The sequence below is a fragment of the Alphaproteobacteria bacterium genome (genome assembly GCA_016870095.1).
GTDB lineage: Bacteria > Pseudomonadota > Alphaproteobacteria > Paracaedibacterales > VGCI01 > VGCI01.
Map to the genome: position 1 here is coordinate 33,217 of VGCI01000001.1, position 23,215 is coordinate 56,431.

14 protein-coding genes are annotated in these 23,215 nt (G+C 41.7%); 8 read left to right on the forward strand and 6 right to left on the reverse strand.

Annotation, left to right across the window (positions count from 1 at the left end; genetic code table 11):
• Positions 1–127: 127 nt before the first annotated feature.
• The 5 genes from ftsY to FJX03_00170 form a co-directional block, all read right to left on the reverse strand.
• Complete coding sequence (ftsY, locus tag FJX03_00150) at positions 128–1,081, reverse strand: signal recognition particle-docking protein FtsY (GenBank protein MBM3632109.1); 954 nt, start codon at positions 1,079–1,081, stop codon at positions 128–130.
• On the reverse strand, positions 1,078–2,403 hold the full coding sequence (mtaB, locus tag FJX03_00155; GenBank protein ID MBM3632110.1) for a tRNA (N(6)-L-threonylcarbamoyladenosine(37)-C(2))-methylthiotransferase MtaB: 1,326 nt from the start codon (positions 2,401–2,403) through the stop codon (positions 1,078–1,080). Before mtaB ends, ftsY begins: the two co-directional genes overlap by 4 nt.
• A 149-nt stretch (positions 2,404–2,552) precedes the next feature.
• A complete protein-coding gene (locus tag FJX03_00160; GenBank protein ID MBM3632111.1) occupies positions 2,553–2,972 on the reverse strand; it encodes a low affinity iron permease family protein in 420 nt (139 codons plus the stop codon).
• Between the two features lie 146 nt (positions 2,973–3,118).
• The gene (locus FJX03_00165; GenBank protein ID MBM3632112.1) at positions 3,119–5,530 is read right to left on the reverse strand and encodes an AsmA family protein; all 2,412 of its coding nucleotides are present in this window, start codon (positions 5,528–5,530) and stop codon (positions 3,119–3,121) included.
• Positions 5,531–5,804: 274 nt separating this feature from the next.
• Complete coding sequence (locus FJX03_00170; GenBank protein ID MBM3632113.1) at positions 5,805–6,629, reverse strand: hypothetical protein; 825 nt, start codon at positions 6,627–6,629, stop codon at positions 5,805–5,807.
• Positions 6,630–6,855: 226 nt separating this feature from the next.
• Between FJX03_00170 and FJX03_00175 the strand changes: the two genes are divergently transcribed.
• Together FJX03_00175 and pbpC are read left to right on the forward strand one after the other, a co-directional pair.
• Positions 6,856–12,156, forward strand: coding sequence for an alpha-2-macroglobulin family protein (locus tag FJX03_00175; protein ID MBM3632114.1), 5,301 nt, complete (start codon positions 6,856–6,858; stop codon positions 12,154–12,156).
• Between the two features lie 103 nt (positions 12,157–12,259).
• The gene (pbpC, locus tag FJX03_00180) at positions 12,260–14,395 is read left to right on the forward strand and encodes a penicillin-binding protein 1C (protein MBM3632115.1); all 2,136 of its coding nucleotides are present in this window, start codon (positions 12,260–12,262) and stop codon (positions 14,393–14,395) included.
• A gap of 40 nt (positions 14,396–14,435) precedes the next feature.
• On the opposite strand, the gene FJX03_00185 is transcribed toward pbpC, so the two are convergent.
• Positions 14,436–16,211, reverse strand: coding sequence for an aminopeptidase P family protein (locus FJX03_00185; protein MBM3632116.1), 1,776 nt, complete (start codon positions 16,209–16,211; stop codon positions 14,436–14,438).
• 258 nt (positions 16,212–16,469) lie between these two features.
• Between FJX03_00185 and FJX03_00190 the strand changes: the two genes are divergently transcribed.
• The 6 genes from FJX03_00190 to FJX03_00215 all read left to right on the forward strand — a co-directional run bounded on the left by FJX03_00190 (position 16,470) and on the right by FJX03_00215 (position 23,196).
• Complete coding sequence (locus FJX03_00190; GenBank protein ID MBM3632117.1) at positions 16,470–17,192, forward strand: HAD family hydrolase; 723 nt, start codon at positions 16,470–16,472, stop codon at positions 17,190–17,192.
• 81 nt (positions 17,193–17,273) lie between these two features.
• Positions 17,274–17,564 carry an RNA chaperone Hfq gene (gene hfq, locus FJX03_00195; protein ID MBM3632118.1) on the forward strand — a complete coding sequence of 97 codons (291 nt, stop codon included), beginning with the start codon at positions 17,274–17,276 and terminating at the stop codon, positions 17,562–17,564.
• A 5-nt stretch (positions 17,565–17,569) separates the two neighbouring features.
• Positions 17,570–18,904 carry a GTPase HflX gene (hflX, locus tag FJX03_00200; GenBank protein MBM3632119.1) on the forward strand — a complete coding sequence of 445 codons (1,335 nt, stop codon included), beginning with the start codon at positions 17,570–17,572 and terminating at the stop codon, positions 18,902–18,904.
• Positions 18,905–19,063: 159 nt separating this feature from the next.
• Entirely contained in the window at positions 19,064–19,369 is a 306-nt protein-coding gene (locus FJX03_00205; GenBank protein MBM3632120.1) for a hypothetical protein, read from the forward strand.
• A complete protein-coding gene (locus tag FJX03_00210; GenBank protein MBM3632121.1) occupies positions 19,294–21,720 on the forward strand; it encodes a ribonuclease E/G in 2,427 nt (808 codons plus the stop codon). The genes FJX03_00205 and FJX03_00210 overlap by 76 nt, the downstream gene beginning before the upstream one ends.
• Before the next feature lie 60 nt (positions 21,721–21,780).
• A complete protein-coding gene (locus FJX03_00215) occupies positions 21,781–23,196 on the forward strand; it encodes a tetratricopeptide repeat protein (GenBank protein MBM3632122.1) in 1,416 nt (471 codons plus the stop codon).
• The last annotated feature ends 19 nt before the right edge of the window (positions 23,197–23,215 follow it).

Consider the following 23,215-nt stretch of genomic DNA (forward strand, 5'->3'; position numbering starts at 1 on the left):
TTCGTTCACAGATATTTTCACCTATGGGTTGGATAATCAAGACTACTCTTTGACCTTAGCATATCCTAATAATCATTATATTAAAACTTTCCTAATTTTACCCTACAATCGCTGCAATTATAACGGGCTAACTTTCCAGGCCTAGCAGGTTACGAGCGAAATCACGACTCGTAAAGGCACGAAGATCATCGGCGGATTCTCCGACTCCAATGGCATGGATAGGAAGCCCAAATTTTTCAGCTAGCGAAACAACAACCCCTCCACGCGCAGTGCCGTCGAGTTTTGTGATGATTAGACCCGTTAAGCCAATAATTTCTTTGAAATTTTGGACTTGGCTGTGAGCATTTTGTCCCGTGGTTCCATCTAAAATTAATAAGGTGCTATGCGGGGCGGATTCATCAATTTTTCCTAAGACACGTTGAATTTTTTTCAATTCATCCATCAAATGGGCTTTATTTTGAAGGCGTCCCGCTGTGTCAATGAGGAGCACATCGGTATCGGCTTCTTGTGCCTTAACCAGCGCCTCATAAGCCAGGCCGGCTGCATCTGCGCCCGGGGCTCCCGAAACAACGGGGACATCTATTCTTTGGCCCCAAATTTGTAGTTGTTCAACAGCTGCAGCTCGAAACGTATCTCCGGCAGCCATCATTACAGAAAGTCCTTGGTCTTTCCACTGCTTCGCCAATTTTCCTATTGTTGTTGTTTTTCCGCTGCCATTCACACCGACAACCAAAATAACATGAGGTTTTAATCTGTCATTTAAAAGAAGGGGTTGAGCCATGGGTGTTAAAATAAGCTCTATGGCGTTGGCCAAAAAATCTTTAATCTCGTCCAAACTGATATCTTGATTGAGGCGTTGTTTCCCAAGATCTGTTGTTAATCGAGAGGCCGTTTCAACACCCAAATCACTTGTGATAAGCAGTTCTTCTAACTCGTCAAGGGTGGGTTGATCGAGCTTCCGAGCCACAAAAATTGTCTTAAGGCCATCACCTAAGCGATCAGATGAGCGTTTAAGTCCCTTTTTCAGACGTGACCACCAACCGCTTTTTTCTTCATCAATAGTCTCTACCGATTCGGTCATTCGATTATTTTTCCTTTTAAGCCTTCTGAGGTGGCCTCGACAACATGCGCTTTTATAACCGATCCTATGGCATATTCTATAGGGCTTTCAAGTTCTATAGGAGCAAAGTGATCTGTTTTCCCTCGGATTCGCATGCCATATTCTTTCTTCTCTGACGTTTCAACCAACAGCTGGGTATCTTGGTTAACGCAAGATTTGTAAAAATGATAAAGAGCTTCTTTGCCTTTTTCTCGCAACAGTGCTGCTCGCTTTTTAATGATAGGGCCGGGAACGGCGGGCATGCGACTCGCGGGTGTGCCGGGACGTGAAGAGTAAGGAAAGACATGCAGATAGGTTAAACCACAATCAACAATACTACGTAATGTGTTATCAAACATCTCCTCTGTTTCAGTCGGAAAGCCAGCAATGAGATCAGCACCAAATACCACATCAGGTCGTAAGGAGCGTGCTTTTTCACAAAAAGCAATCGCATCGGCGCGCAAATGGCGGCGTTTCATGCGTTTCAATATCATATCATCTCCCGCTTGCAAACTCATGTGTAGATGGGGTAACAAGCGAGGTTCTTGTGCAATTAATTGCCAAAGTTCATCATCTATTTCAACAGGGTCTAGAGAAGAAAGACGTAAACGATTTAATTCAGGAACGAGTGCCAAGAGTCTTCGAATCATTTGGCCTAAGGTTGGGGAACCCGGTAAATCAGCCCCATAAGCCGTTATGTCCACTCCGGTCATTACAATTTCTTGGTATCCAGATTGAATCAACGTTTTGACTTGAGCCACAATTTCCCCAATCGCTACGCTGCGTGAATTACCACGGCCGTAAGGAATTGTGCAAAAAGTACAGCGATGATCGCAGCCATTTTGAACTTGGACGAAGGCACGAGCTTTTCCCTCAAAACCGGCAACGAGATGTCCCGCAGTTTCTCGTACAGCCATAATGTCATTGACCAAAACACGGTCATGGTCAGTTGTTTTTAGATAACTTGAAAGTTTCATTTTTTCATCATTACCAATGACGCGACTGACTTCGGGCATATTTGCATAGCTTGATGGATTTATCTGTGATGCACATCCAGTTATAATAATTTCTGTGTCTGGATGTTCCCGGCGCAAACGGCGAATGGTTTGTTTGGCTTGACGTTCTGCTTCAGCTGTTACAGCACACGTATTAATAATAATTGACTGACTGAGGCCTGCCTGCCGTCCTAAATCTTTCATGACTTCAGATTCGTAAGTATTTAAACGGCAACCGAATGTAATAACAACTGGCCCCTCATCTGTTGTTAGAGGTAAATTTGACTGAATTTGAGACGAATGAGTCATAGGTAAATTAATTTCTAAATTAAAACAATAAAGTATAGGGCTAAGCATTCACAGATTTTGTTTATACGATACTTAAATCACATTCAGCGTTAAAAGGCAACGAAAAGCGGGAAATGCTATGGAAATATAAGGAATAACGGTTCCTTTTATTAATCTTCTTCCATTTCCTTTTCGATGGATTCGAGTTGATCGCTTAATGCCTTATTTTGTTTCATTAAGGACTTTAAGATCATGGTGATTTGTTTTGTGTCACGATTTTGTGAGTATTGAATGCTAAAGGCCATGAGGAATGTTACAATTGTTGTGCCTGTATTGATGACTAGCTGCCACGTATTTGAATAATCGTAATATGGGCCCGTTATGGCCCAAGCAATGACCACAATCAAAGAAACTGAAAAGGCGCTGAGAGAGCCACCTAATTTAGATAGTTTGATAATTTTGGAGCGTATGTACCGTTTTAAGGCTTTTAATTGTGACCATGTCGCTTGGGTGATGGTTGCAAAAGCTTGTTTGATTTTCATGACGAACACCCTCCCCGGGTTATTTGTAATTCCCGGATACACCTTCATACAATGATGTACCTACTAACAAAGAGTAGGGGAATCTCGTTAATGATTTCTTAAAATATCCGTGCTGTTTTGAGAATAAATATTTAAATAATTCCTTTAAATATATCCCTAATTTTTTGCGTAAAACCTTGTTTTATATGGTGACTTTATCTGGCTATGCCGGGAAAAATCTTCCCCCCACCAATTAGGGCCCCCAAAAGATCCCCGGCTTTAAGATTACCTTTTCCCAAATTATCTATTACACCTTTAAAAACATTTTCTATCATATATTTTTCTAACATTCCCGTATCCAATTTTCGCGACGGATGATCAATCGAGCCGCTTAATTGCATCTGAAAGGGGGGAATTTTTGGATGATCCGTTAAACGGAATTGCGCCTGGATATTTAACAGATATTTGGGAAGGTCAATTTGACCCGCAGCTTGTCCGTGTCCGCCTTGAGCAACTAAATTCATATTCTGGATTGTTCCAATTCCCTCTTTAAAAACGATATCACCTTTAAAGCTGGAGAAGGGAGTTTGACCTTTTCCCATCGACGTTGTTAAAAGCCCCAAAAGTGAAGCTGGATTTTGAAGAGAACCTAAACGTTGGCTGAGGGTATGCAAATCAAAACCATTGATAACCCCATCTTTTGCCGAAAGAGTTACTGGGCCGCTCAAATTGTGAACCATGGCATAGAGGCTATCTCCATGGGTGGTGAAATCACTCGAAAAGAACATTTTTCCACCGACCAGTTTAACACTTGTCCCTTGTGCAGGGAGATGTTTCAAGTTTGCATCTTTTAAGACAATTTGGAGGCCTAGAGAGTTGGTCGATGTTACATGACCATTACCCACAAACGATCCATCAAATACAGTGCCGGTAAGGGACGTAAGGTCTAAGCGACCATTCTGGAGTGTTGCCAACAATTTTGGGTTCATTATGACCCAATCGCCTTGGTTTAGTTTGGCGGCGTTAATCTCAAACTGTCCATCAAATTTGTTCAAAATACTTAAATCGATAGGGTCATGAGACCAAAGGGATTTTTCTGCTTGTTTTTTGGTTGAGGTGAGAAATATTTTTGCTTCTGGGAATGTTAAATTTTGTCGCATCCGAGACGCAACTAAAGTGCTCATGTTAATGGTATTAAGTAGGAGAGCTGCTTTAATTTTTGGCTTAGTGCCTTCGTGATTCACATCCACATTTCCCGAAAAATTGAAGTGAGGACCTAATTGCCCTTGAAGATGGCTCAAATGAAGGGATTTAGCATTCCACGTTATATTGCCTTTCAACTTGCTGATCCCCAGAGGTTGGGGGGCTTTAGCACCCATAATTTTAAAAATATTTTCAATCTTAGGTGTTTGCAAATCCACGACGAGAAAAGGCTCTTTTTTTCGAGTATCCCAAGCTAGACTTCCCAGAAGTTTTGCATTCTGAATTGAGAGATTGGCGTCGCTTAATTGTATTATTTCTCCCACAGTAAAGTGAGTGGAAACAGTTACAGGGCCCAAAATCTCGATGGGTAGAGCTTCAGTGTCAATAGCTAACCAGGCTAATAGCTCATTCATTTTGCCAGCATTTGCTTTTAAAGTGCCTGATAGTCCTTTAGCAGCGGGGATTAGGGTAAACGCACAATCCCCTTGACCTGGTAGTTCTTTTAACATGCCTTGAATTTGCAATGCCTCTTTAAAGCTGACTTTAATATTTCCCGTGGGGTGGGCAGAACCTATGTTAAATTTTGCTTGATGGAGATCAATGCCTTGATCATTTATTGTGATAGAACCCTCAACTTTTAGGGGGCCAGACGTTAAGGGAGAAGCTGTCTTAGGATTGCTCTCAGTATTCAACGACTTGAGATCTGCGAAAGCTTTTATATTTCCTTTAAAGTCCCGCGTAGAAAGGGATGTTGTGCCCTCAAGATTCAGTGTGGAATCTCCGGCTTGAATTTTTAAGTTAACATCCTGCGCTTGCCCAAGGATGCCAAATCTTCCTTCCATTTTGACAGATTGACCAAAGGTGCTTAAATCGCCTTTTAGGGTATAGGGACCTTGCAAGGTGTCCAACTTGCCTGTCACATTAATATTATGAATTTGGGTGTCTTTGCCTTTATCTCGGAAAGTAATATGTCCCTTATGAATAAAAACTTTATCGAGGCTCACTTCAAAGTGAGGAGATGAAGATGTAGAGTCGGGAAGATTAAACATCCAATTTTCTTGGCCATTGGCCAATTTCTCAAGAAAAATTTCTGGTTGATCTAGTTCAATGGTTTTAATTTTTATTTGTTTTTTTAATAAAGGGAATAGGTCGATGGCAACACGTAAGTTTTGGACGTGAATTAACTCTTTGGGGCTTCCTCCGGAAATGTTATCAATACCTATTTGTCCTATTGAGAGCTGTGGTGTTGGCAGAATGCGAAGAGAAATTTCACCTTTTATCGTAACTTCTCTTCCTAATGACTCTTTGGCTTTGGCAATAATTTCAGGTTTGTAATCATTAAAATCTAAAAAAAGAGGAACAATAAGAGCTAATCCCAAAATGATACCAAAAAGCCCTAGAATGCCGAAAGCCATACGTCGCATGGATTTTTCTCCTTATTTTTTAATGATTTGTTATGCTTAACAAATATTCAGTCATTTTTCTTAATAGAGATAAGTGATTGTCAGAGTCTGTGTTGAATATCATCTAATTTAAGTAATTAAACAATATAAATTATGAATGGATAGGCATGCCCTTGGAAAGATTCCGATTCAAGATGTGGGGGGTAAGTGAAGAAACTTATAGCTTAAGGATAATAAGGAAAATTGGTGTCAAAATTTTGACACCAATTTCTTTAGTTTTTGGGGGTAAATATTTTTAATCACCCTCAGCATCACGAAGTTTTTGTTCATTCTTTTCATTTGTAAATGTTTTGTTTTGAAACGCCATACCTCTAACGTTGGCGTTGGAAGGAGATGTTTTCGAATTTGCTCCGTCTGCTGGAGATGGAGTTGGTGCTGCAGGTGGTTTGCGCGTAGGTGGTTTAGATCCCGGTTTCTCCGTCACCGTTTCCGGCAAAGCTGATGGTGCCGCTAATGGGGGTTGATTTGCTCTCGTTGCAGGAGGTACAGGTCGACCTGCGGGAGATACAACTTGTGGTGTAACGGGTCTAGTGGATGGGGGCGTAGGGTTTTGATGAGTATTTTCTTTATGAATTTTGACTGACTGAATTTCTGGACTAGACGTTATATCGACGCCTTGAACTGTTTTGGGACCTGTAGTTGGTTTAACTATTGAAATTTCTGACGGGAAAGTTACCTCAAATGCGATATCTCTCTTATTGCCAGCCAATGAATCTATTTTATAGAGGCAAAGACCTTTGTTAGAATTATTGATGTCAGCGGGATTTTTTGCTAACACACCTTCGTAGGTTTTGCTTGGGTCTTTGGAAAAAAAAGCTTTAACGGAATCAGATTCTCCACAAGTACCAAGCTTATTCACAAGAGTTGTTCCCTCTACAGTGACTTGCCCCGCTTGAATTTTTAATCCAGGAATTTTGGATAGAGCTTTCCATCGACAAAGTTGCTTCAGTTCCGTTTTATTCAGTACGGGACAAGTTCTTGGATCTGCCATCGTTGATTCAATAATCAAAAGGCTACTGAAAGCTGTTAAATAGGGGGCTAATTTTAAAGATAATTTCATTTGAACTCTCCTTCAAAAAATATGCTTCTATTTTTAGTTTAATTTGAGATGGTTAAATCTTCGTTAAGAATCTAGAACATGGTAAGAATTATTATTTTTCAAGAAAGTCATTTCTTTATTCAAGAACCCTATGTTCTGTTTTTCCACAATATGGTAAAAAGATTAGGAGGGATCAATGTGCTTTCTCTCTGATAATTTTAAGATATTATTTTAAGGGATATTCCTGATGCTTCATTCTTTTATTCTTTACGCATTTTTAATCGTTGCTTCGCTCGGTTCTGCGCACGCGTCCCCATTTTATGAATGGCACCAACAAAATGCTAAAGAGTATGCACAATCTTTGCGAGATAATGCCTCTAAAACAAATAAGGGAAATGGAAAGGACGCAATTTTATCGCGCATTAAAGATGCTAAAGTTCAAAAAAAATGGGCAGTTGCCATTGCAGAACTTGAAACACTTATTGGTCAGAATTCTCAAGATATAAATTTATGGTTAGATCTCGCTCTTACGTCCTATCGGGTAGCGATTGAAAATCAGCAAGGATATTATGAGGCTGCCAATCGAGCTGAAAAGGCAGCAGCCTACGTATATTTCACATCTCAAGATAAAATTCAGCGAGCATTGGCGCTTCTTGTTTATGCGGCCATCTCAAGAAATGCTGAAACAGAAGAGAAATGTTTGATTGAGTTAGCAACCTTAACAGACATAAAATCCCTTCGACAAAATTTTCCCAATTTTGCCGATCTTATGCCATTTGTTTTTAAAGAGCATTCAGTAGATCGTGATAGCAATACCCCTCAAGTTTGCTTTACTTTTTCCCACCCCCTTGCTGAGGGTTTTAAACCTGCAGACTTTTTTGAAATTAGCCCTAAAATTGATGGGGCTTTTCATATTCGGAATACAAAAGTTTGTTTAAGTGGCATCCAATTTGGCGAAAATTATAAAGCTTTAGTAAAAGAAGGTATTCCTAGTCGTTTTGGAGAAAAAACAACTCAATCTTCCAAAGTTAATTTTCTTGTGGATGACAAATCATCCCGTCTGAATTTCCCGACTAAAACTTATATTTTACAAAAAAATGATAAGCTTCTTGTTCCCCTAACAGCCGTTAATGTCAAAAAAATTGATGTTAAAGTGGTAAGAGTTAATGACCATGCATTTGTTGAAGGATTTGCACGCCCTCATCGTCATCTACAAGATGAAGTTTCCTCATATTCCTGGACAGATATTACAAATCGTTACGGTGAACTATTGTATACGGGCACTATGGACATAGGGGGTGAGGCCAACAAAAATATTACCAAGCAAATTTCTTTAGACACGATTGTGAAAGATTTATTGCCAGGAGCTTATGGTATTTTTGTGAAAGATGCGGCGAGCAAAGAAGATTACAGTAGTTTGAGTGCAAGTCAGTGGGTTTTGGTCACAGATATAGGGTTAACAGCATTTAAAGGTACAACGGGTCTCGATGTGAATGTCCGATCCTTATCAACAGCCCTTCCTTCAAGTCAGATTTTGGTAAAACTTGTCTCTTACAATAACCAAATTTTAAGTTCGGAAAAAACAAATGGGGAAGGATTTGCACACTTTGATATGGCTCTTTTGCAAGGTAAAGGAGGAAATCGCCCTGCATTTATATATGCTTATGGAATTGAAGGAAATTTTGCTGCCCTGAAATTATCTGACCCTGCTTTTGATTTGAGCGATCGAGGGGTAGAAGGGAGAAAAGTTCCCGGGCGTTTGGATGCATTTCTCTATACAGAACGGGGTGTGTATCGTCCCGGTGAGACTGTTCGTATCAGTACGCTCCTTCGTAATGGGAATGCTACGGAAATTGGGGGAACTCCTCTCACATTTCGATTAATGCGACCTGATGAAGTCGTGGTGCAAACAGAAACACTAACAGGCAATGCTCACGGGTACTATGAGTTATCAATGCCGTTGTCAACTTCATCCAGAGCAGGACAATGGACAGTTCAAGTATTTGTAGACCCGAAAGCCGAACCCATTGGTCAAGTTCAATTTTCTGTAGAGGATTTTGTTCCTACACGATTACTTGTTACCCTAAAATCCTCAGATCCTTTAATGGTGCTTGGAAAAACCCTACCAATAGATGTTGAGGGGCGCTACCTCTTTGGGAGCGCGGCAGGAGGTTTAAGGGGAGATGCTTCTCTTGTGATTCGTCGCCATCCTAATCCTTTTCCTCAGTACACAGATTATCAATTCGGATTACTCAATGATAAGTATGTAACTTCAAGATTTGATGTTGACTTACCAACCTTAGATGCGAATGGGAAAGCAAAACTCAGTGTAACGGCTAGCCCGCAAATTGAGACATCAGTTCCTTTGCAAGCGATTATCCAAGCCGCTATTCGCGACGCAGGGGGAAGACCACAATTAGGGACAATCCGTCTTGATGTCCAAACCTATCCTTATATGATTGGCATTAAAGGCAATTTTAAAAATGGTGCCATCGATTTTCAAGACAAAGTCGCCAATATAGATATCATAACCGTTTCTCCGAAAGGGGCCCGTGTCAGTGCAGCAAATCTTCGCTATACGCTTTTCGCAGAAGAAACTTTTTACAATTGGTCTTTTGAGCAAGGAAGAAGTTGGGAATATAAACCGGTGCGAGAAGACAAACAAATTCAAGCTGGAGACTTATCGACGACAAGTGAAGAGGGGGCAAAAATCGCTTTGCCTATCGAAGGGTGGGGATATTATCGCTTAGAAGTCAAGGATCCCAAAACCGGTGCGGTGAGTAGTTTTCGCTTTACCAAGGGACATTTGTCTTCAAATTCCCAAAGTATGACCCCAGATAAATTGACGGTCATTCAAGATAAGCCAAATTATGGTATTGGAGAAACCATACGACTTCATATTGATTCCCCTTTTGATGGAGAAGCAATATTGGCTGTGGCAAATCAGTCTCTGTTAGAAACACGCAATATCAAAGTTTCAAAAGCAGGAACAGATGTAACTTTGAAAGCTTCTGAGACATGGGGCACTGGAGCTTATGTCTTGGTGTCTGCATTTCGTCCTTTAAAAAATAAGGAGAAAGATCTGCTTCAAAATGCGTTGACCCCAAAAAGAGCCGTTGGATTAAGTTGGGTGAGTTTGTCTCCAGAGCCTCGTACTTTAAAAGTTTCCCTGACACCGCCTGCTGCAGTGAAACCGCGTCAAAAACTAGATTTGCCCATTACGGTTTCAGGTAATATTGGCACAACGACATTCGTAACTGTTGCAGCCGTAGACGAGGGGATTCTCATGCTGACGGATTTCAAAACGCCAAAGCCGCAAGATTACTTTTTAGGGAAGCGAATGTTGGGTGTTGAAATGCGGGATCTATATGGTAAAATTCTCGATGCGATTCCCGGTGAAATGGGAGAATTGCGTTCTGGGGGAGATGAGGGAGCTCTGGCGCGCAATTTAGCGGCTTTATCAAAGCGTTCTTTCCGAATTATATCTCTTTTCCAAGGGCCCGTTTCTCTTGATGCCAAAGGTCACGCGGTTGTTCCTTTAAACATTCCAGACTTTAACGGCACATTGCGACTTATGGTGGTTGCTTTTAACCAAAATAACATTGGAAGTGGTGACGCCCAACTTCTTGTGAGAGATCCCATCGTTAGTGAGCCCGTGTTCCCCCGTTTCTTAAGTGTGGGTGACACATCTCAAATGAGTTTGTCGTTATTTAATCCGTCTCTTGGAAAAAAAACAGTCACGTTGGCCATTAAAGGAAGTGGATCTATTGAGCTGAAAGAACAAACGCAAACTGTTGCCCTTGAAAAAGACGGAGCCTGGCATACCCAGATTCCATTAAAAGGAAAAAGTATAGGTGATGGTTCCGTATCTTTTACAGTGTCTGGTGAGGGTTTTGAGTCTATTACAAGAACTTTTGAGATCACAGTACGCCCCTCAACGACGGCAACGTCGGTAAAAACAACACTGTTGCTTAAACCTGGTGAAACAAAGACGCTCGATATACCGGAAAAGCAGAATTTATTACCCAATACGGCATCGTTGACGCTAACAGCTTCTGATAATGTTCCATGGGATGTAATGGCTATCGTTAAAAAATTGACCACCTATCCTTATAATTGTGTTGAACAAACCATTAGCCGCGGATTTGCGCTTCTTTATAAAAAATCGATGGGTATTTTAATAGATGAAGAAACGACCAAAGATGTTGACAAAGATCTCTTTAAAGTTTTTGCCATTTTGGCTGAAAAACAAGGGATTGATGGAGCTTTCCCCTTATGGAGTGTCTATGAGCCGAATTCCGATGTTTGGTTAACGGCCTACGCATTCGACTTTATGCAACAAGCAAAAGCTCTTGGCGTAAAAGTGCCAGAGTATACATTTGAGAAAACAGGTGTTTATTTACGTAACTTTGTGAAATCTCAAAACTCTAATTCTTCCCCTCAAAAATTAGCTGAGGCAGCCTATGCACTTTCTCTTTTGGCGGGAGGGGAAATCATCGAAGATGGGGCTGTTCGCTATTTCTTTGATACTTATTATGACAAATTAACTTATCCTTTGAGTCGTGCACAATTAGGGCAAGCTCTTGTTAAAATTGGCGACTTAGGGCGATCAAAGCAGGCATTTGAGACTATGTTGGAGATCACAGAAAGTGATCCAACCCTTCTTCCTTACGGAACTCTCATTCGCAACAAAGCTGCCTTTATAAAGACCTTAATAGAAACCTTAAAAATGACGCCTATCTTGAAGGATTTAGGAAATGTCGCTGAATCACAAATTAAGATTTTGGCTCAACTTGTGGAGCCGTCTAATCAGCTGGCAACGCAAGAGCAAGCGTGGTTGTTAAGGGCATCTCATGCTTTAACATCTCAAGGTTTAGGGGGAGCAACAGAAAAAGTTATTCTTTCTCTTAATGATAAGGTTGTAGAAAATGGTAAACTGGTTACACAAATTCTCACAGAAAATATGTTTTCTAAGGGGCTGACTCTCTCTAACAAAGGTACTAAACCACTTTGGGTTAATTCTGTTTTGTTTGGGTTTCCAAAAGAGGCTTCAAAGGCATTTGAAAAAAATCTTAAAATCAAACGATCTTACCATATGTTAGGGGGTCAAGAAGTAACTCTTAATAATAAGATGACTCTTACCCAAGGGGATCAATTAATTGTTGTTCTAAAGGGGGAATTGCCGCAAAACACCTCTCCTCAAGCGATCAATTATATGTTAGCTGTGGATTGGCTACCGGCGGGATTTGAAATTGAGTCCAATCGACTTGGCACCTCGCCCATACCAGGGGAACAAGAGGGAAAATCTTCTCAAAAATATCCTTGGTCTGAGCTTACACAAACTCTAACAACAGAAGCTCGAGATGACCGCTTTATAGCGGCATTCAAATTAACAGATGGTGTCAGAACGTTTACCTTGGCTTATCGTATACGGGCAATTACACCCGGCATTTATCGATACGCCGGCCTTCAAGTTGAAGATATGTTTATTCCAACGATTGCGGCCAATACGGAAGCGGGAACAGTAGAGATTAAGGCCAAAGCTTAAGCGAAACTGGTTCAAGCTGTCTCAACTTTCTAATAATTTTGACGTTTGGGAAGACGTCAAAATTATTTTTTTCTTTAACCCGGCAATCATGTAAAGATTGATCATGACCATAAAGCGTTTTTTTGTTTTTTTGACAGTCCCAATCCTTTTGGTCTCTGCTATTTTTTTGAGTCTTCCCAAACTCAATGTTCCTAAATATTCTCCCGTACTCTTAGATCAATTTGATGAAATTCTTTGCGTTCAACTCTCAGCAGATGATAAATGGCGTCTGCCAATTGCTTTGGAACAGGTTCCACTTTCTTATTTGAAAATGCTTGTAGCTTATGAAGATAAACGTTTTTATAAGCATCCGGGTGTGGATCCAATTGCTTTAAGTCGCGCACTATGGCAATGGATGAAGAATGGGCAAATTATTTCCGGGGGATCAACCTTAACCATGCAAACGGTTCGCCTTTTAAATCCCCGTCCCCGCACAATATTTTATAAACTAGAAGAGATTCTCCAAGCTGTATGGCTAGAATTTCGATATTCGAAAAAAGAGATTCTTTCTCTCTATCTGACCTTGGCTCCTTATGGAGGCAATATAGAAGGTCTGAGAGCGGCAAGTCTTACCTACTTTCAACAAGAGCCCTTACAGTTAACGCCTGCAAAAATGGCGTTACTGGTTGTTATTCCTCAACTTCCATCAGCCCTGCGACCCCATATTTATCCCACTAAGGCTAAAAAGTTTAGAGATAAAGTTTTAAAACGTATGGAAGAAAAGGGTGTTTTGACTCTTGAGCAAGTTGAGGAGGCGGTTCGGGACCCCGTTCCCTCGATGAGAGTTCCTTTCCCCCAATATGCGCATCATGTTATGCAGAATTTGCGGCAAAAAAACCCGTCACAATCCGTTTATCGTACAACTCTGATTAAGAAAAAGCAGAAGGCGTTAGAGTCTCTCCTGCTTTCTGAGATTGCTTTCTTTGAACCTCATCAGACAGCGGCAGCCCTCATTATTGAAAACAAGACACGCCATGTCGTGGCATACGTAGGCTCTGCGGATTCTTTTAGTGAGGATAAAAACGGGTATGTGGATATGGTGCAAGCCATCCGGTCACCGGGGTCAGCTTTAAAACCCTTAATATATGCTCTGGCTTTTGATGAAAACTTTATTCATCCCGAAACACTCATTGAAGATGTATCTATGAATTTTAATGGCTACATGCCAACGAATTTTAAAGACGTATTCCATGGGGAAATCACAATAAGAGAAGCTCTCCAGCAGTCTTTAAACATTCCCGTTGTTCTTTTGCTGGATCGTCTGGGTCCGGGTCGATTTGTGAATTGGCTAACCCAATGTGGTATTACATTATCATTTTCTTCCAAGGATCGTATTCCTAGTTTGCCCATTGCGTTGGGGGGAGTAGGCATTCGACTCTATGATCTTGTTGCTTTGTATGCAGCCTTAGCAAATGGAGGGCAGTACATTGCCCCCACTATTGTGCCGCGTAAAGACATGCCGAAATCCTTTTCCCTTGTTCAACCGGCGAGCAGTTGGTACGTCACCCGCATTCTTGAAGATGCCCCGGCACCAAACGGTTTGGTAGATTGGTTTGTGACAGAAAAGACGCCGGTTGCTTTTAAAACAGGTACATCTTATGGTGCGCGAGATGCTTTGTGTATAGGGTATATTGGTGGTGAACAAGGATATACGGCCGGTGTCTGGACGGGGAGAGCGGATGGCAGTCCCAGCCCTAATCAATTGGGGCGGAAAACAGCGGCGCCCATTCTTTTAAAAATATTCAACACCATTCTGCAATCGAATACGGAAATTACCTCTGTTACGCCCCCATCAGGTGTTTTGTCCGTTAGGGGGCCTGAACTGCCGGAAGCTTTGCGATGGTTCCGTCATGTTCGAAGGGGACCTAATAATAAGATTTTGCAATCTACTGCATTTGCTAAAGATACAATGCCCTCCAGAGTGCAATTGCTTTCTCCTCAAACGGACACAGCTTATACGTTGCAAAAGAAAAGTAGCGATCTTTCGACATTCGTGCCCATTCCCATAACAATTATGGGTGGAAAATCACCGTTTCTCCTTTTGGTAAATGGAGAGCCCACACCTATAAATGAAGTCCCTCTTCCGGGGCGAAATACCCAGCAAATTGCTCTTTGGCATCCGACAAAAATTGGTTTTTTTGAATTAAGCGTTGTCGATGCCCTAGGGAATTCAGATACGGTGACGATTCAGATGAAGTAAACGCTTCTTAATTTGAGTTTTGTTTATTTTAGGGGAGGATCTAAATTTCTTGTGTTGCTTTTTCCAGCCACTGCGCATCGTTACCTTCCAAGTAGGGTAGAAGAGTGGTGCGTACGGTGGCGTGATATTCATTAAGCCAATCGCGTTCTTGGGCGGTGAGAAGGGCGATATCAACCAAATTGGTGTCAATGGGGGCTTGGGTTAATGTCTCAAAACCTAAAAGAGCTCGTTCGCCTTGGCTCGGAATGCCCTTTTCGACCACGATAACCAAGCTTTCAATGCGAATACCGTATTCGTTGGTTTTATAGTAGCCGGGTTCATTTGAAACAATCATCCCTGGTTTCAATGCAATAGAAGAGGGAGCTTTGCTAATGCGGTGGGGTCCCTCATGAACACTTAAAAAACTCCCCACACCGTGGCCTGTACCATGGTCATAATCTAATCCCGCCTGCCAAAGGGCATGTCTGGCGAGGGGGTCAAGCTGAGATCCTGTGGTGCCAACAGGAAAAAGAGAACTGGCAATGGCAATATGGCCTTTCAAAACACGTGTAAAGCGATCTTTTTGTTCAAGTGTTGGCGTGCCGATGGCGACAGTACGCGTTATATCTGTCGTGCCATTAAGATATTGCCCACCTGAATCAACCAAATAAATTGTGTTCAAATCAAATTGACGATTACTGTCAGGAGTGACTCGGTAATGGACAATAGCTCCATTTGGCCCCACACCAGAAATGGTGTCGAAGCTTGTACCTGTAAACAACGAATTTTGTTGGCGAAAGCTTAAAAGTTTTTCCGCTGCGTTTGCCTCATTAAGGTCTTCGGTCTGAGCCGTTGTAAAAAGCCAAGCTAGAAATCGGGTGACGGCAACGCCATCTTGTATGTGGGCCTGACGAGCACCTTGCGCTTCAATGGGATTTTTAATAGCTTTAGGCAGTGTGCAGGGATCTAGACTATGCAGGAGATGACACGCTTCGAGCTTATGCAGAAGTGTTAGGGGTGTTGAAGCTGGGTCGATGAGAATGGTTTTATCTTTAAGATTATGAAGCCAATTTTCTAAAGAAGCTACATCTTTGATTTGCACATCTTCTCCTAAATAACTTTTAATTTCTGGTGAAACTTTTGAAGGATTAAGAAATAAATCTACACGCGTATCTTCCCAAACCATTGCAAATGCTTGGACAATAGGAGTATGAGGAATATCATTTCCCCGAATATTTAATAACCATGCAATGGAGTCTGGAGCGGTTATTAACGTAGCATTTGCACGCTTTTCTTTGAGGGTTTTGGCTACAAGTTGACGTTTCTCACTAGCGGGAATACCCGCATATATCAAATCATGAATTTGTACTGGTGAAGAGGGTAAAGAAGGTCGGTCCACCCAAAGTTTATCAATAACATTTTCAGTAATGGGTACGAATGATGCTCCGACCGTATCACAAACATCTTGGGCTCGAATTTTGTCATTGAGAGTATGAAGCCAGGGATCGTAAAAAATTTTTTGCCCCGTTTGAAGATTTTTTTTCGCCCACGCACAAGGAGGAAAGTTCTCAAGAGAGCAAATCTCATAAAATTCCGCATCAACTTGGTTTTTGGCTTGTAATGTATATCGTCCATCCACAAAAATGGCCGCTTTATCTTTAAGGACAATGGCCATACCTGCTGACCCAGTAAACCCTGTGAGCCAAGCCAAGCGCTCGTCGCAGGGGGCGACATACTCGCCTTGATAGGCATCTGTACGGGGAATAATAAATCCGTCTCCCCCTCTCTCAGTAAGGTATTCTCGAAGATTTTTCAAACGCTCTGCGGCAGTTGACATTTCACATATCCTTAATTTCGCGCCTAATATCTTTGTAAAACGCTATCTTATAATTATATTTTACCTGAAAACCAGGAGAATTATAGGCTAAAATTACCCCTTACGAGCATTTTCCTTAAAGTTTCAAATTAGAGTGACTGTAAAATTCGCATGGATGCGTATATAATAATTTTAAGTGTCTTAATTTTATGAGCACATTCCTGTTTACAATATTTGTATAAATGGGAATATTGAGTTGAATAGATAAGGAATTTCATCATGGTGATCTCTTCTCAGCTTCAGGCAAATGATGCTCCTGGTAAACGCCAAAGTTCTGATAAATCCAGTGAACCATTCTTCTTTCAGCACGCTAGTGCGCCGGTTGCTGTTTTGTTTGATTGGGATAACACACTCGTTGATACGTGGAAAACCATTTTTTATGCCATAAATGATACTTTACTTGCATTTGGATTGGAACCCTGGTCTGAAGAATATGCGCAGGCAAATATTCAGCAGTCTGGGCGGGAAGCTTTTCCCAAACTCTTTGGGGCTCGAGCTCAAGATGCCCAAAAATTCTTTTACAAAATTGTGGAGGAAGATAATCTTCAAGGCTTGAATCCATTACCCGATGCTAAGGAATTACTAGAGATGATTACCCAAAAGGGTATTCCAATGGGTGTTGTGAGTAACAAAAGTAGTCGTTTTTTACGCAAAGAAGTTCATCATTTGGATTGGCAACACTATTTTGGGGCTTTAGTCGGCGCTGGTGATGCTTTGCGGGATAAGCCAGCAGCTGATCCTGTATTGTTAGCCTTATCAAACCTGGATATTCCTGTAGGTCAGAATGTATGGATGATTGGGGATGCTCCCGTTGATTGGGACAGTGCCCTTGCAGCCGGTTGTCAACCTGTAGCGATTGGTAATCGATTTAAACCAACATCCTCGGGCATTGTTTCTTTTGAAAATTGTGCCGAATTGAAAAAAATATTTACAAAAATGTAATTTCTCCTCTTGGTCTTTTGGTAAATTCGTACTATTCATTAATTAGAATAAAATTTTAAGAAAAAGAGGGAGTGTAGTCCTGTGGCCAGTGATAAGCCTGTAAATGTTCAAGATGTATTTCTCAATCATGTGCGTAAAAATAAAACACCTCTGACAGTTTTTCTGGTTAATGGTGTTAAATTACAAGGGGTTGTGACTTGGTTTGACAGTTTTTCGATGCTGTTACGCCGGGATGGTCATTCTCAACTTGTTTACAAGCACGCCATCTCAACAGTTATGCCACAAGGGCCTATTCAATTATTCGAAGCTTCTGCTGGATCTGCAGCTACGGAAGGACAAGAAGAGTTTGGTGAAGAAGATGACGGGAACTAACCTGTTTGGTTGATACGTCTTCGACCTCCTCTTCCCCTGCACGGACTGGAGTTATCCACGTCTCTTTTCGTACCCGATCAGTGACAGAAAGTAAGTCGGCAGCATCTAGAGGACGAAGTCTAGAAGGGCGACTAGAAGAAGCGGTAGGTCTTGCTCAAGCCATTGACTTAACCATTGTTCACTCTCAAGTTATCCAACTTCAAAAAATTGTTCCCGCCACCTTATTGGGTAAGGGAAATGTGGAAGCGTTAGGGGGGCTGATTCAGGCTTTGGATATAAGTCTCATCGTCATGGATAATGCATTGACTCCCATTCAACAAAGAAATTTAGAAAAAGCATGGGGTTGTAAAGTCATTGATCGCACAGGCCTAATTATTGAAATATTTGGTGATCGGGCTCGAACCGCTGAAGGATCTCTTCAGGTTGAACTTGCTGCTTTAAACTATCAACGAAGTCGTCTCGTTCGGTCGTGGACACACTTGGAGAGACAACGGGGTGGATTTGGTTTTATTGGGGGTCCCGGTGAATCCCAATTAGAACTTGATCGTCGACTGATTGATGAGCGCATCATAAAAATTAAAAAGGGACTTTCTCAAACAAAGCGAACGCGTGCCCTTCATCGTTCGGCTCGAATTCGCGTTCCTTACCCCGTTGTGGCGCTTGTGGGATATACAAATGCGGGCAAATCTACCTTGTTTAATTTGATGACCCGTGCGGATGTCTTTGCTGAAAATCTTCTTTTTGCGACTCTTGATCCGACGATGCGTCAAGTTAAATTGCCCAGTGGTCGTCAGATTATTTTGTCAGACACGGTTGGTTTTATTTCTGACTTGCCGACACAATTGATTGCTGCATTTAGGGCAACACTTGAAGAAGTCTGTGCAGCTGATCTGATTCTTCATGTGCGCGATATTGCTCATGCTGATACGCAAGCCCAAATGACAGATGTTTATGACGTGCTTGAAGAATTAGGGATAACCCATCCTCTGGAAAGTGGCATTCTATTAGAAGTTTGTAATAAAATCGATTTATTAACCGCCCAAGATAGGGAAAATCTTGAGCATCGGTCGAAAAGAGATAACAAAATAGTGGCTATTTCCGCACTTGCTGGTCAGGGTTTGGCCTCTCTCTTATCTCGCATCGATGAAAAGCTTCAGGAAAAGGGTACTCTTGTAAATATCCAAATAGCGAGTTCGCAAGGCGAAATGCTGGCTTGGTGCTATCGTCAAGGTATTATTGTTGATCGACAAGATGCTGAAGAAATTATTTCTTTAACTTTGCGGATAACGCAGCCGCAAAAACTTAAGCTTATTGAGAAATTTGGTCCTTTAAATATTTAAATTCTTTTTTTATGTCATGAAATTAAATTTGCCTATCTTATTTTGGAAATAATCACTTTTTTTACTTGAATATGCATCATATCTTTAATGCCCTCTCTTTTTTTGCTTGGTTATAAGGGGAGTTTAAGGTTAAAGTTGTGTGTGAAGATGAATAAATTTATGACTGGATTCGTAGTGGTGACATATATGTCGACTGAAAAATTTGACGCACCTATTATCGTTGCTGGTCTTTTCGCGCGCAAGAAGCAAGGCTATGACCCGGCTTTCTTGCTATCTCATCCCAATATTAATGAACCCCTGAAAGAGAAGCTTTCAACACTTTTGCGCTCAAATTTCAAGCGCTGTGTTAGCTTTAGCTTAAAATGGGCTGTTATGGAGAATATTGCCTTATGGCTAAAAAAATGCTTATTGATGCAACTCACGACGAAGAAGTCCGAGTTGCGATTGTTGATGGCAACCGGTTAGAAGAATTCGATTCGGAGACATCGACAAAACGACAAATTAAAGGAAACATCTACCTCGCTAAAGTGGTTCGAATTGAGCCCTCTTTGCAAGCCGCATTTGTTGAATTTGGAGGGAACCGTCACGGTTTTTTGCCTTTTGGTGAAATTCATCCTGATTATTTTCGCATCCCTGTTTCTGATCGTTCTGTTCCTGAAAGTGAAGAAAAGCCCGCCGAAGTAGTTGTGACAACTGAACCCAAAACGGGAAAAAGAAAATCTAAAAAATCTAAATCGAAAGAAGCCGAGCCTGGTGTTCTTGCAGAAAATGTGGGAACTCCCTCTGAAGATGCAGAAGTTACATCCGTCGCTGCTGATGATTCTAGCGATTCGGGTATTGATTTGGTGGATGAGGATGAGCTTCCACGTCGTCCTCGAAACTATCATTATAAAATCCAAGAAGTCATCAAACGCCGTCAAATTATGCTAATCCAGGTTGTAAAGGAAGAGCGCGGTAATAAAGGGGCCGCTTTGACTACATACTTAAGTCTTCCAGGGCGATATTGCGTCTTAATGCCAAATGCAGGGCATCGTGGGGGCGGAATCTCGCGTAAGATTAGTGATAGTTCGGATAGACGTCGCTTAAGAGATATCTTAAAGGAACTTGAGATTCCGGAAGGAATGAGCTTAATTGTTCGTACCGCCGGTCAAGAACGCAACAAGCTCGAAATTCGTCGTGATTTTGACTATCTATTACGTTTATGGGAAGAAATTCGCGAAACAACCCTTCAAGCATCAGCTCCAGCATTAATTTATGCGGAAGGTGACTTAATTAAACGATCTGTCAGAGACGTTTATAATCGGGATATTGATCAAATATTGGTTGAAGGAGATGAAGCTTACAAGGCCGCTAAAGGCTTTATGAAGGCTTTAATCCCAAGTCATACGAAGAAAGTTCAACCCTATAAGGATTCTATCCCTCTTTTTCATCGTCATAAAGTTGAAGAACAAATCGATGCTATGATGAATCCAACGGCAAAACTTCCTTCGGGAGGTTCAATTGTTATTAATCCGACAGAAGCTTTGGTTTCGATAGATGTAAACTCCGGAAGATCAACCCGAGAGCGTCATATAGATGAAACGGCCCTAAAGACAAATCTTGAAGCAGCAGATGAAATTGCCCGTCAGATGCGTCTACGTGATTTGGCTGGTCTAATCGTCATTGATTTTATCGATATGAGCGATCAAAAACATATTCATGCGGTTGAAAAACGTTTGAAGGATGCTACGTCACGAGATCGTGCTCGAATTCAAATTGGTCATATTAGTCAATTTGGACTCTTAGAGATGAGTCGTCAGCGGCTACGACCCAGTTTGATGGAAACAAACACTTCTGTGTGTAATCATTGTCGAGGTTCTGGGGTGGTTCGTTCTGTAGAGTCAATGTCTCTGCTTGTTTTGCGGGCTATTGAGAATGAAGGAATTGAAGGCCGCAGCTCAGAAATTGTCGTGACGGTGCCGACGGGTGTTGACTTGTATCTTTTGAATCAGAAGCGTTCTTCTCTAATGGTCATAGAAAATCGCTATCAAATGCATGTTATCATTGCTCGCGACGATACTATTATTTCTCCAGATTTTCGAATTGAAAGTTTAGAGGAAAGAAAAGTTCCCTTAAATTTGCCTCAGTTACAGCCTCTGCCGTTACCACAACCTATTGATGACGAAGAAGATGAACAGCCTCAAAGTGCTTCAAAAGATTCAAGTAATGAAGAGAAGCGAGCTCCGCAGCACGCGCAACAGGGCGAAGGGAATAACCGTCGCCGCCGGAGACGTCGCCCGTTTTCTAAACGCAGAGATCATGAGCGTAATAGGGATCATAGTCAGGGTGAGCAATCCGGGGAAAGCCAATCATCTCAAGGTCAGGCTGAAAAAATTTCTGCGACAATTGAAGAGCAAATTGTTACAGAAATTAGTGGATCAACCCATCAATCACAGTCCCAACAATCTCCTGGACGACCCCCTCTTCCAGAAGAGAGTGGTAGTGGAAAAGAGGATGGAGTTGCAAAGGAAGGTGTAAATACGGAAAATCCTCGTCGACGTCGTCGAAGGGGCCGTCGTAATAACCAGCGCTCTTCATCTCCTGGTGGGACTGAAAATGGGAATATATCTTCAGCATCGCCTACTGGAGATATGGCAGCCGAAAAAATAGCGGCAACTCCTGTTCGGTCGACAACTCAAGTTTCAAAGAGTAATAAAGCACCAAAATTTGAATCAAAAGATATCTCTATACCGGTGACATCTTTGCCCGAAGGCGCAGAAGCGACCTCAAAAAAGAATCCTCATGGTCGATGGTGGAAACGATTGTTGGAGTCTTAAAATTAAGTCTTAACAATATTTTGAGTTTTGTTGTTGAGTCATTGCGAGGAGAATAGCACCATGGCGATTCAGGATTTACAAACAAGACTTAATTCCCCTCTCTTGAATTTCCCTTTAAGGCTTGGACTCAAGGTGAAGGCCAAGATTGTGATAAGCCTCCTTTTCTTAACATTGGCTTCGCTTATTTCTCCTTCTTTGGCTGGCCCGTTATTTAAACAAGGGAGTTTGCTTCTTGATGATGAAACGGATGATGCTTTTAAAGAGTGGATTCAAAAAATTTTTACTGTGGCTGGTTTAAAGAAATATCAACCGCGAATTTTTGTAATTGTTAATTCTGAAGTGAATGCTGCGGCCTCTCTTGGGGGGCATATTTATATATTTTCCGAATTTTTAATGAAATGTGACAATGCGGATCAGTTCTTAGGGGTAATGGCGCACGAAGTCGGACACATTGCCGGGGGCCACGTCTCTCGCATGGATTCAGGCTTTGATCACGCTATGGTTCCTGCGGCGGCTGCGGTTATTTTGGGAGGGGCTTTGGCATTAGCAAGTGGAAGTTCTGAACCCTTAGCGGCCGCCATGGCTGGAAGTGCCCACGTTCTTGATCGAAGTATGCTCAAATTTTCTCGCACACAAGAGGCTGCGGCCGATCAAGCGGGTCTTTCCTACCTTGAAAAATTAGGCTGGCCAGCAGATGGTTTGTCTATGTTTCTCGAAAAAGTGGAGAAAATTTACGGTTCATCCACAAAAGTGGATCCGTACACAACAACGCACCCCGTAACCCCGGATCGCCTTGAAAGCATTCAATCCTATATGAGGAAATGCACACACCAAACACGGGCAATCCCTCTCGCCATTGAATCCAAATTTCAAAGAATAAAAGCCAAGATGATGGCTTTTTTGGATCCTTCAAGAGCGATGGGAGTCTATAAAGATAATTCCCTACCCGCACGATATGCTCGGGCGATTGCTCATTATCGTTTAGGGGATTTTGGTCTAGCTTTGTCAGCTATTGATAAGTTGGTGGAAGATTATCCTAAAGATCCATATTTTTATGAATTAAAGGGTCAAATCTTGTTTGAGACAGGAGAAGTCGATAAATCTGTTCCTGCTCTTCAAAAAGCGCTTTCTTTAAGACCTCATAGCCCATTGATCAAAATTTTGCTTGCTCACGCCTTTATAGAGCGCAAATCTATCCCCGGATCTGAAGAGGCCATAAAACTTCTAGGTCCTTTGACACAAAAATATCCCGGGGAGTATCCAATGGCTTGGCGATTACTTGCAACGGCATATGGCAAAATCAATCGATTAGGCGAAGCGAGTCTTGCTTTGGCTGAAGAAGCTTATCTGCAAGAAAATTACCGGGTTGCAACAACTCAAGCCAAAAGGGCGAAGGAAATGCTGAAAAGCAATCCTAAAGCTTATGTGAGGGCGGGAGATCTTCTGTCTCAGATTAAAAATAAAACAGGCGAATAAAGAGTTTGTTGTCCCTATT

What these genes read in the sequence shown, in the direction of transcription:
- FJX03_00175 (MBM3632114.1), top strand. Translation starts at nt 6,856, where the DNA reads ATGCTTCATTCTTTTATTCTTTACGCATTTTTAATCGTTGCTTCGCTC.
- FJX03_00190 (MBM3632117.1), top strand. Translation starts at nt 16,470, where the DNA reads ATGGTGATCTCTTCTCAGCTTCAGGCAAATGATGCTCCTGGTAAACGC.
- mtaB (MBM3632110.1), bottom strand. Translation starts at nt 2,403, where the DNA reads ATGACTCATTCGTCTCAAATTCAGTCAAATTTACCTCTAACAACAGAT.
- FJX03_00210 (MBM3632121.1), top strand. Translation starts at nt 19,294, where the DNA reads ATGGCTAAAAAAATGCTTATTGATGCAACTCACGACGAAGAAGTCCGA.
- FJX03_00205 (MBM3632120.1), top strand. Translation starts at nt 19,064, where the DNA reads ATGACTGGATTCGTAGTGGTGACATATATGTCGACTGAAAAATTTGAC.
- ftsY (MBM3632109.1), bottom strand. Translation starts at nt 1,081, where the DNA reads ATGACCGAATCGGTAGAGACTATTGATGAAGAAAAAAGCGGTTGGTGG.
- pbpC (MBM3632115.1), top strand. Translation starts at nt 12,260, where the DNA reads ATGACCATAAAGCGTTTTTTTGTTTTTTTGACAGTCCCAATCCTTTTG.
- FJX03_00165 (MBM3632112.1), bottom strand. Translation starts at nt 5,530, where the DNA reads ATGCGACGTATGGCTTTCGGCATTCTAGGGCTTTTTGGTATCATTTTG.
- FJX03_00170 (MBM3632113.1), bottom strand. Translation starts at nt 6,629, where the DNA reads ATGAAATTATCTTTAAAATTAGCCCCCTATTTAACAGCTTTCAGTAGC.
- FJX03_00185 (MBM3632116.1), bottom strand. Translation starts at nt 16,211, where the DNA reads ATGTCAACTGCCGCAGAGCGTTTGAAAAATCTTCGAGAATACCTTACT.
- FJX03_00215 (MBM3632122.1), top strand. Translation starts at nt 21,781, where the DNA reads ATGGCGATTCAGGATTTACAAACAAGACTTAATTCCCCTCTCTTGAAT.
- FJX03_00160 (MBM3632111.1), bottom strand. Translation starts at nt 2,972, where the DNA reads ATGAAGGTGTATCCGGGAATTACAAATAACCCGGGGAGGGTGTTCGTC.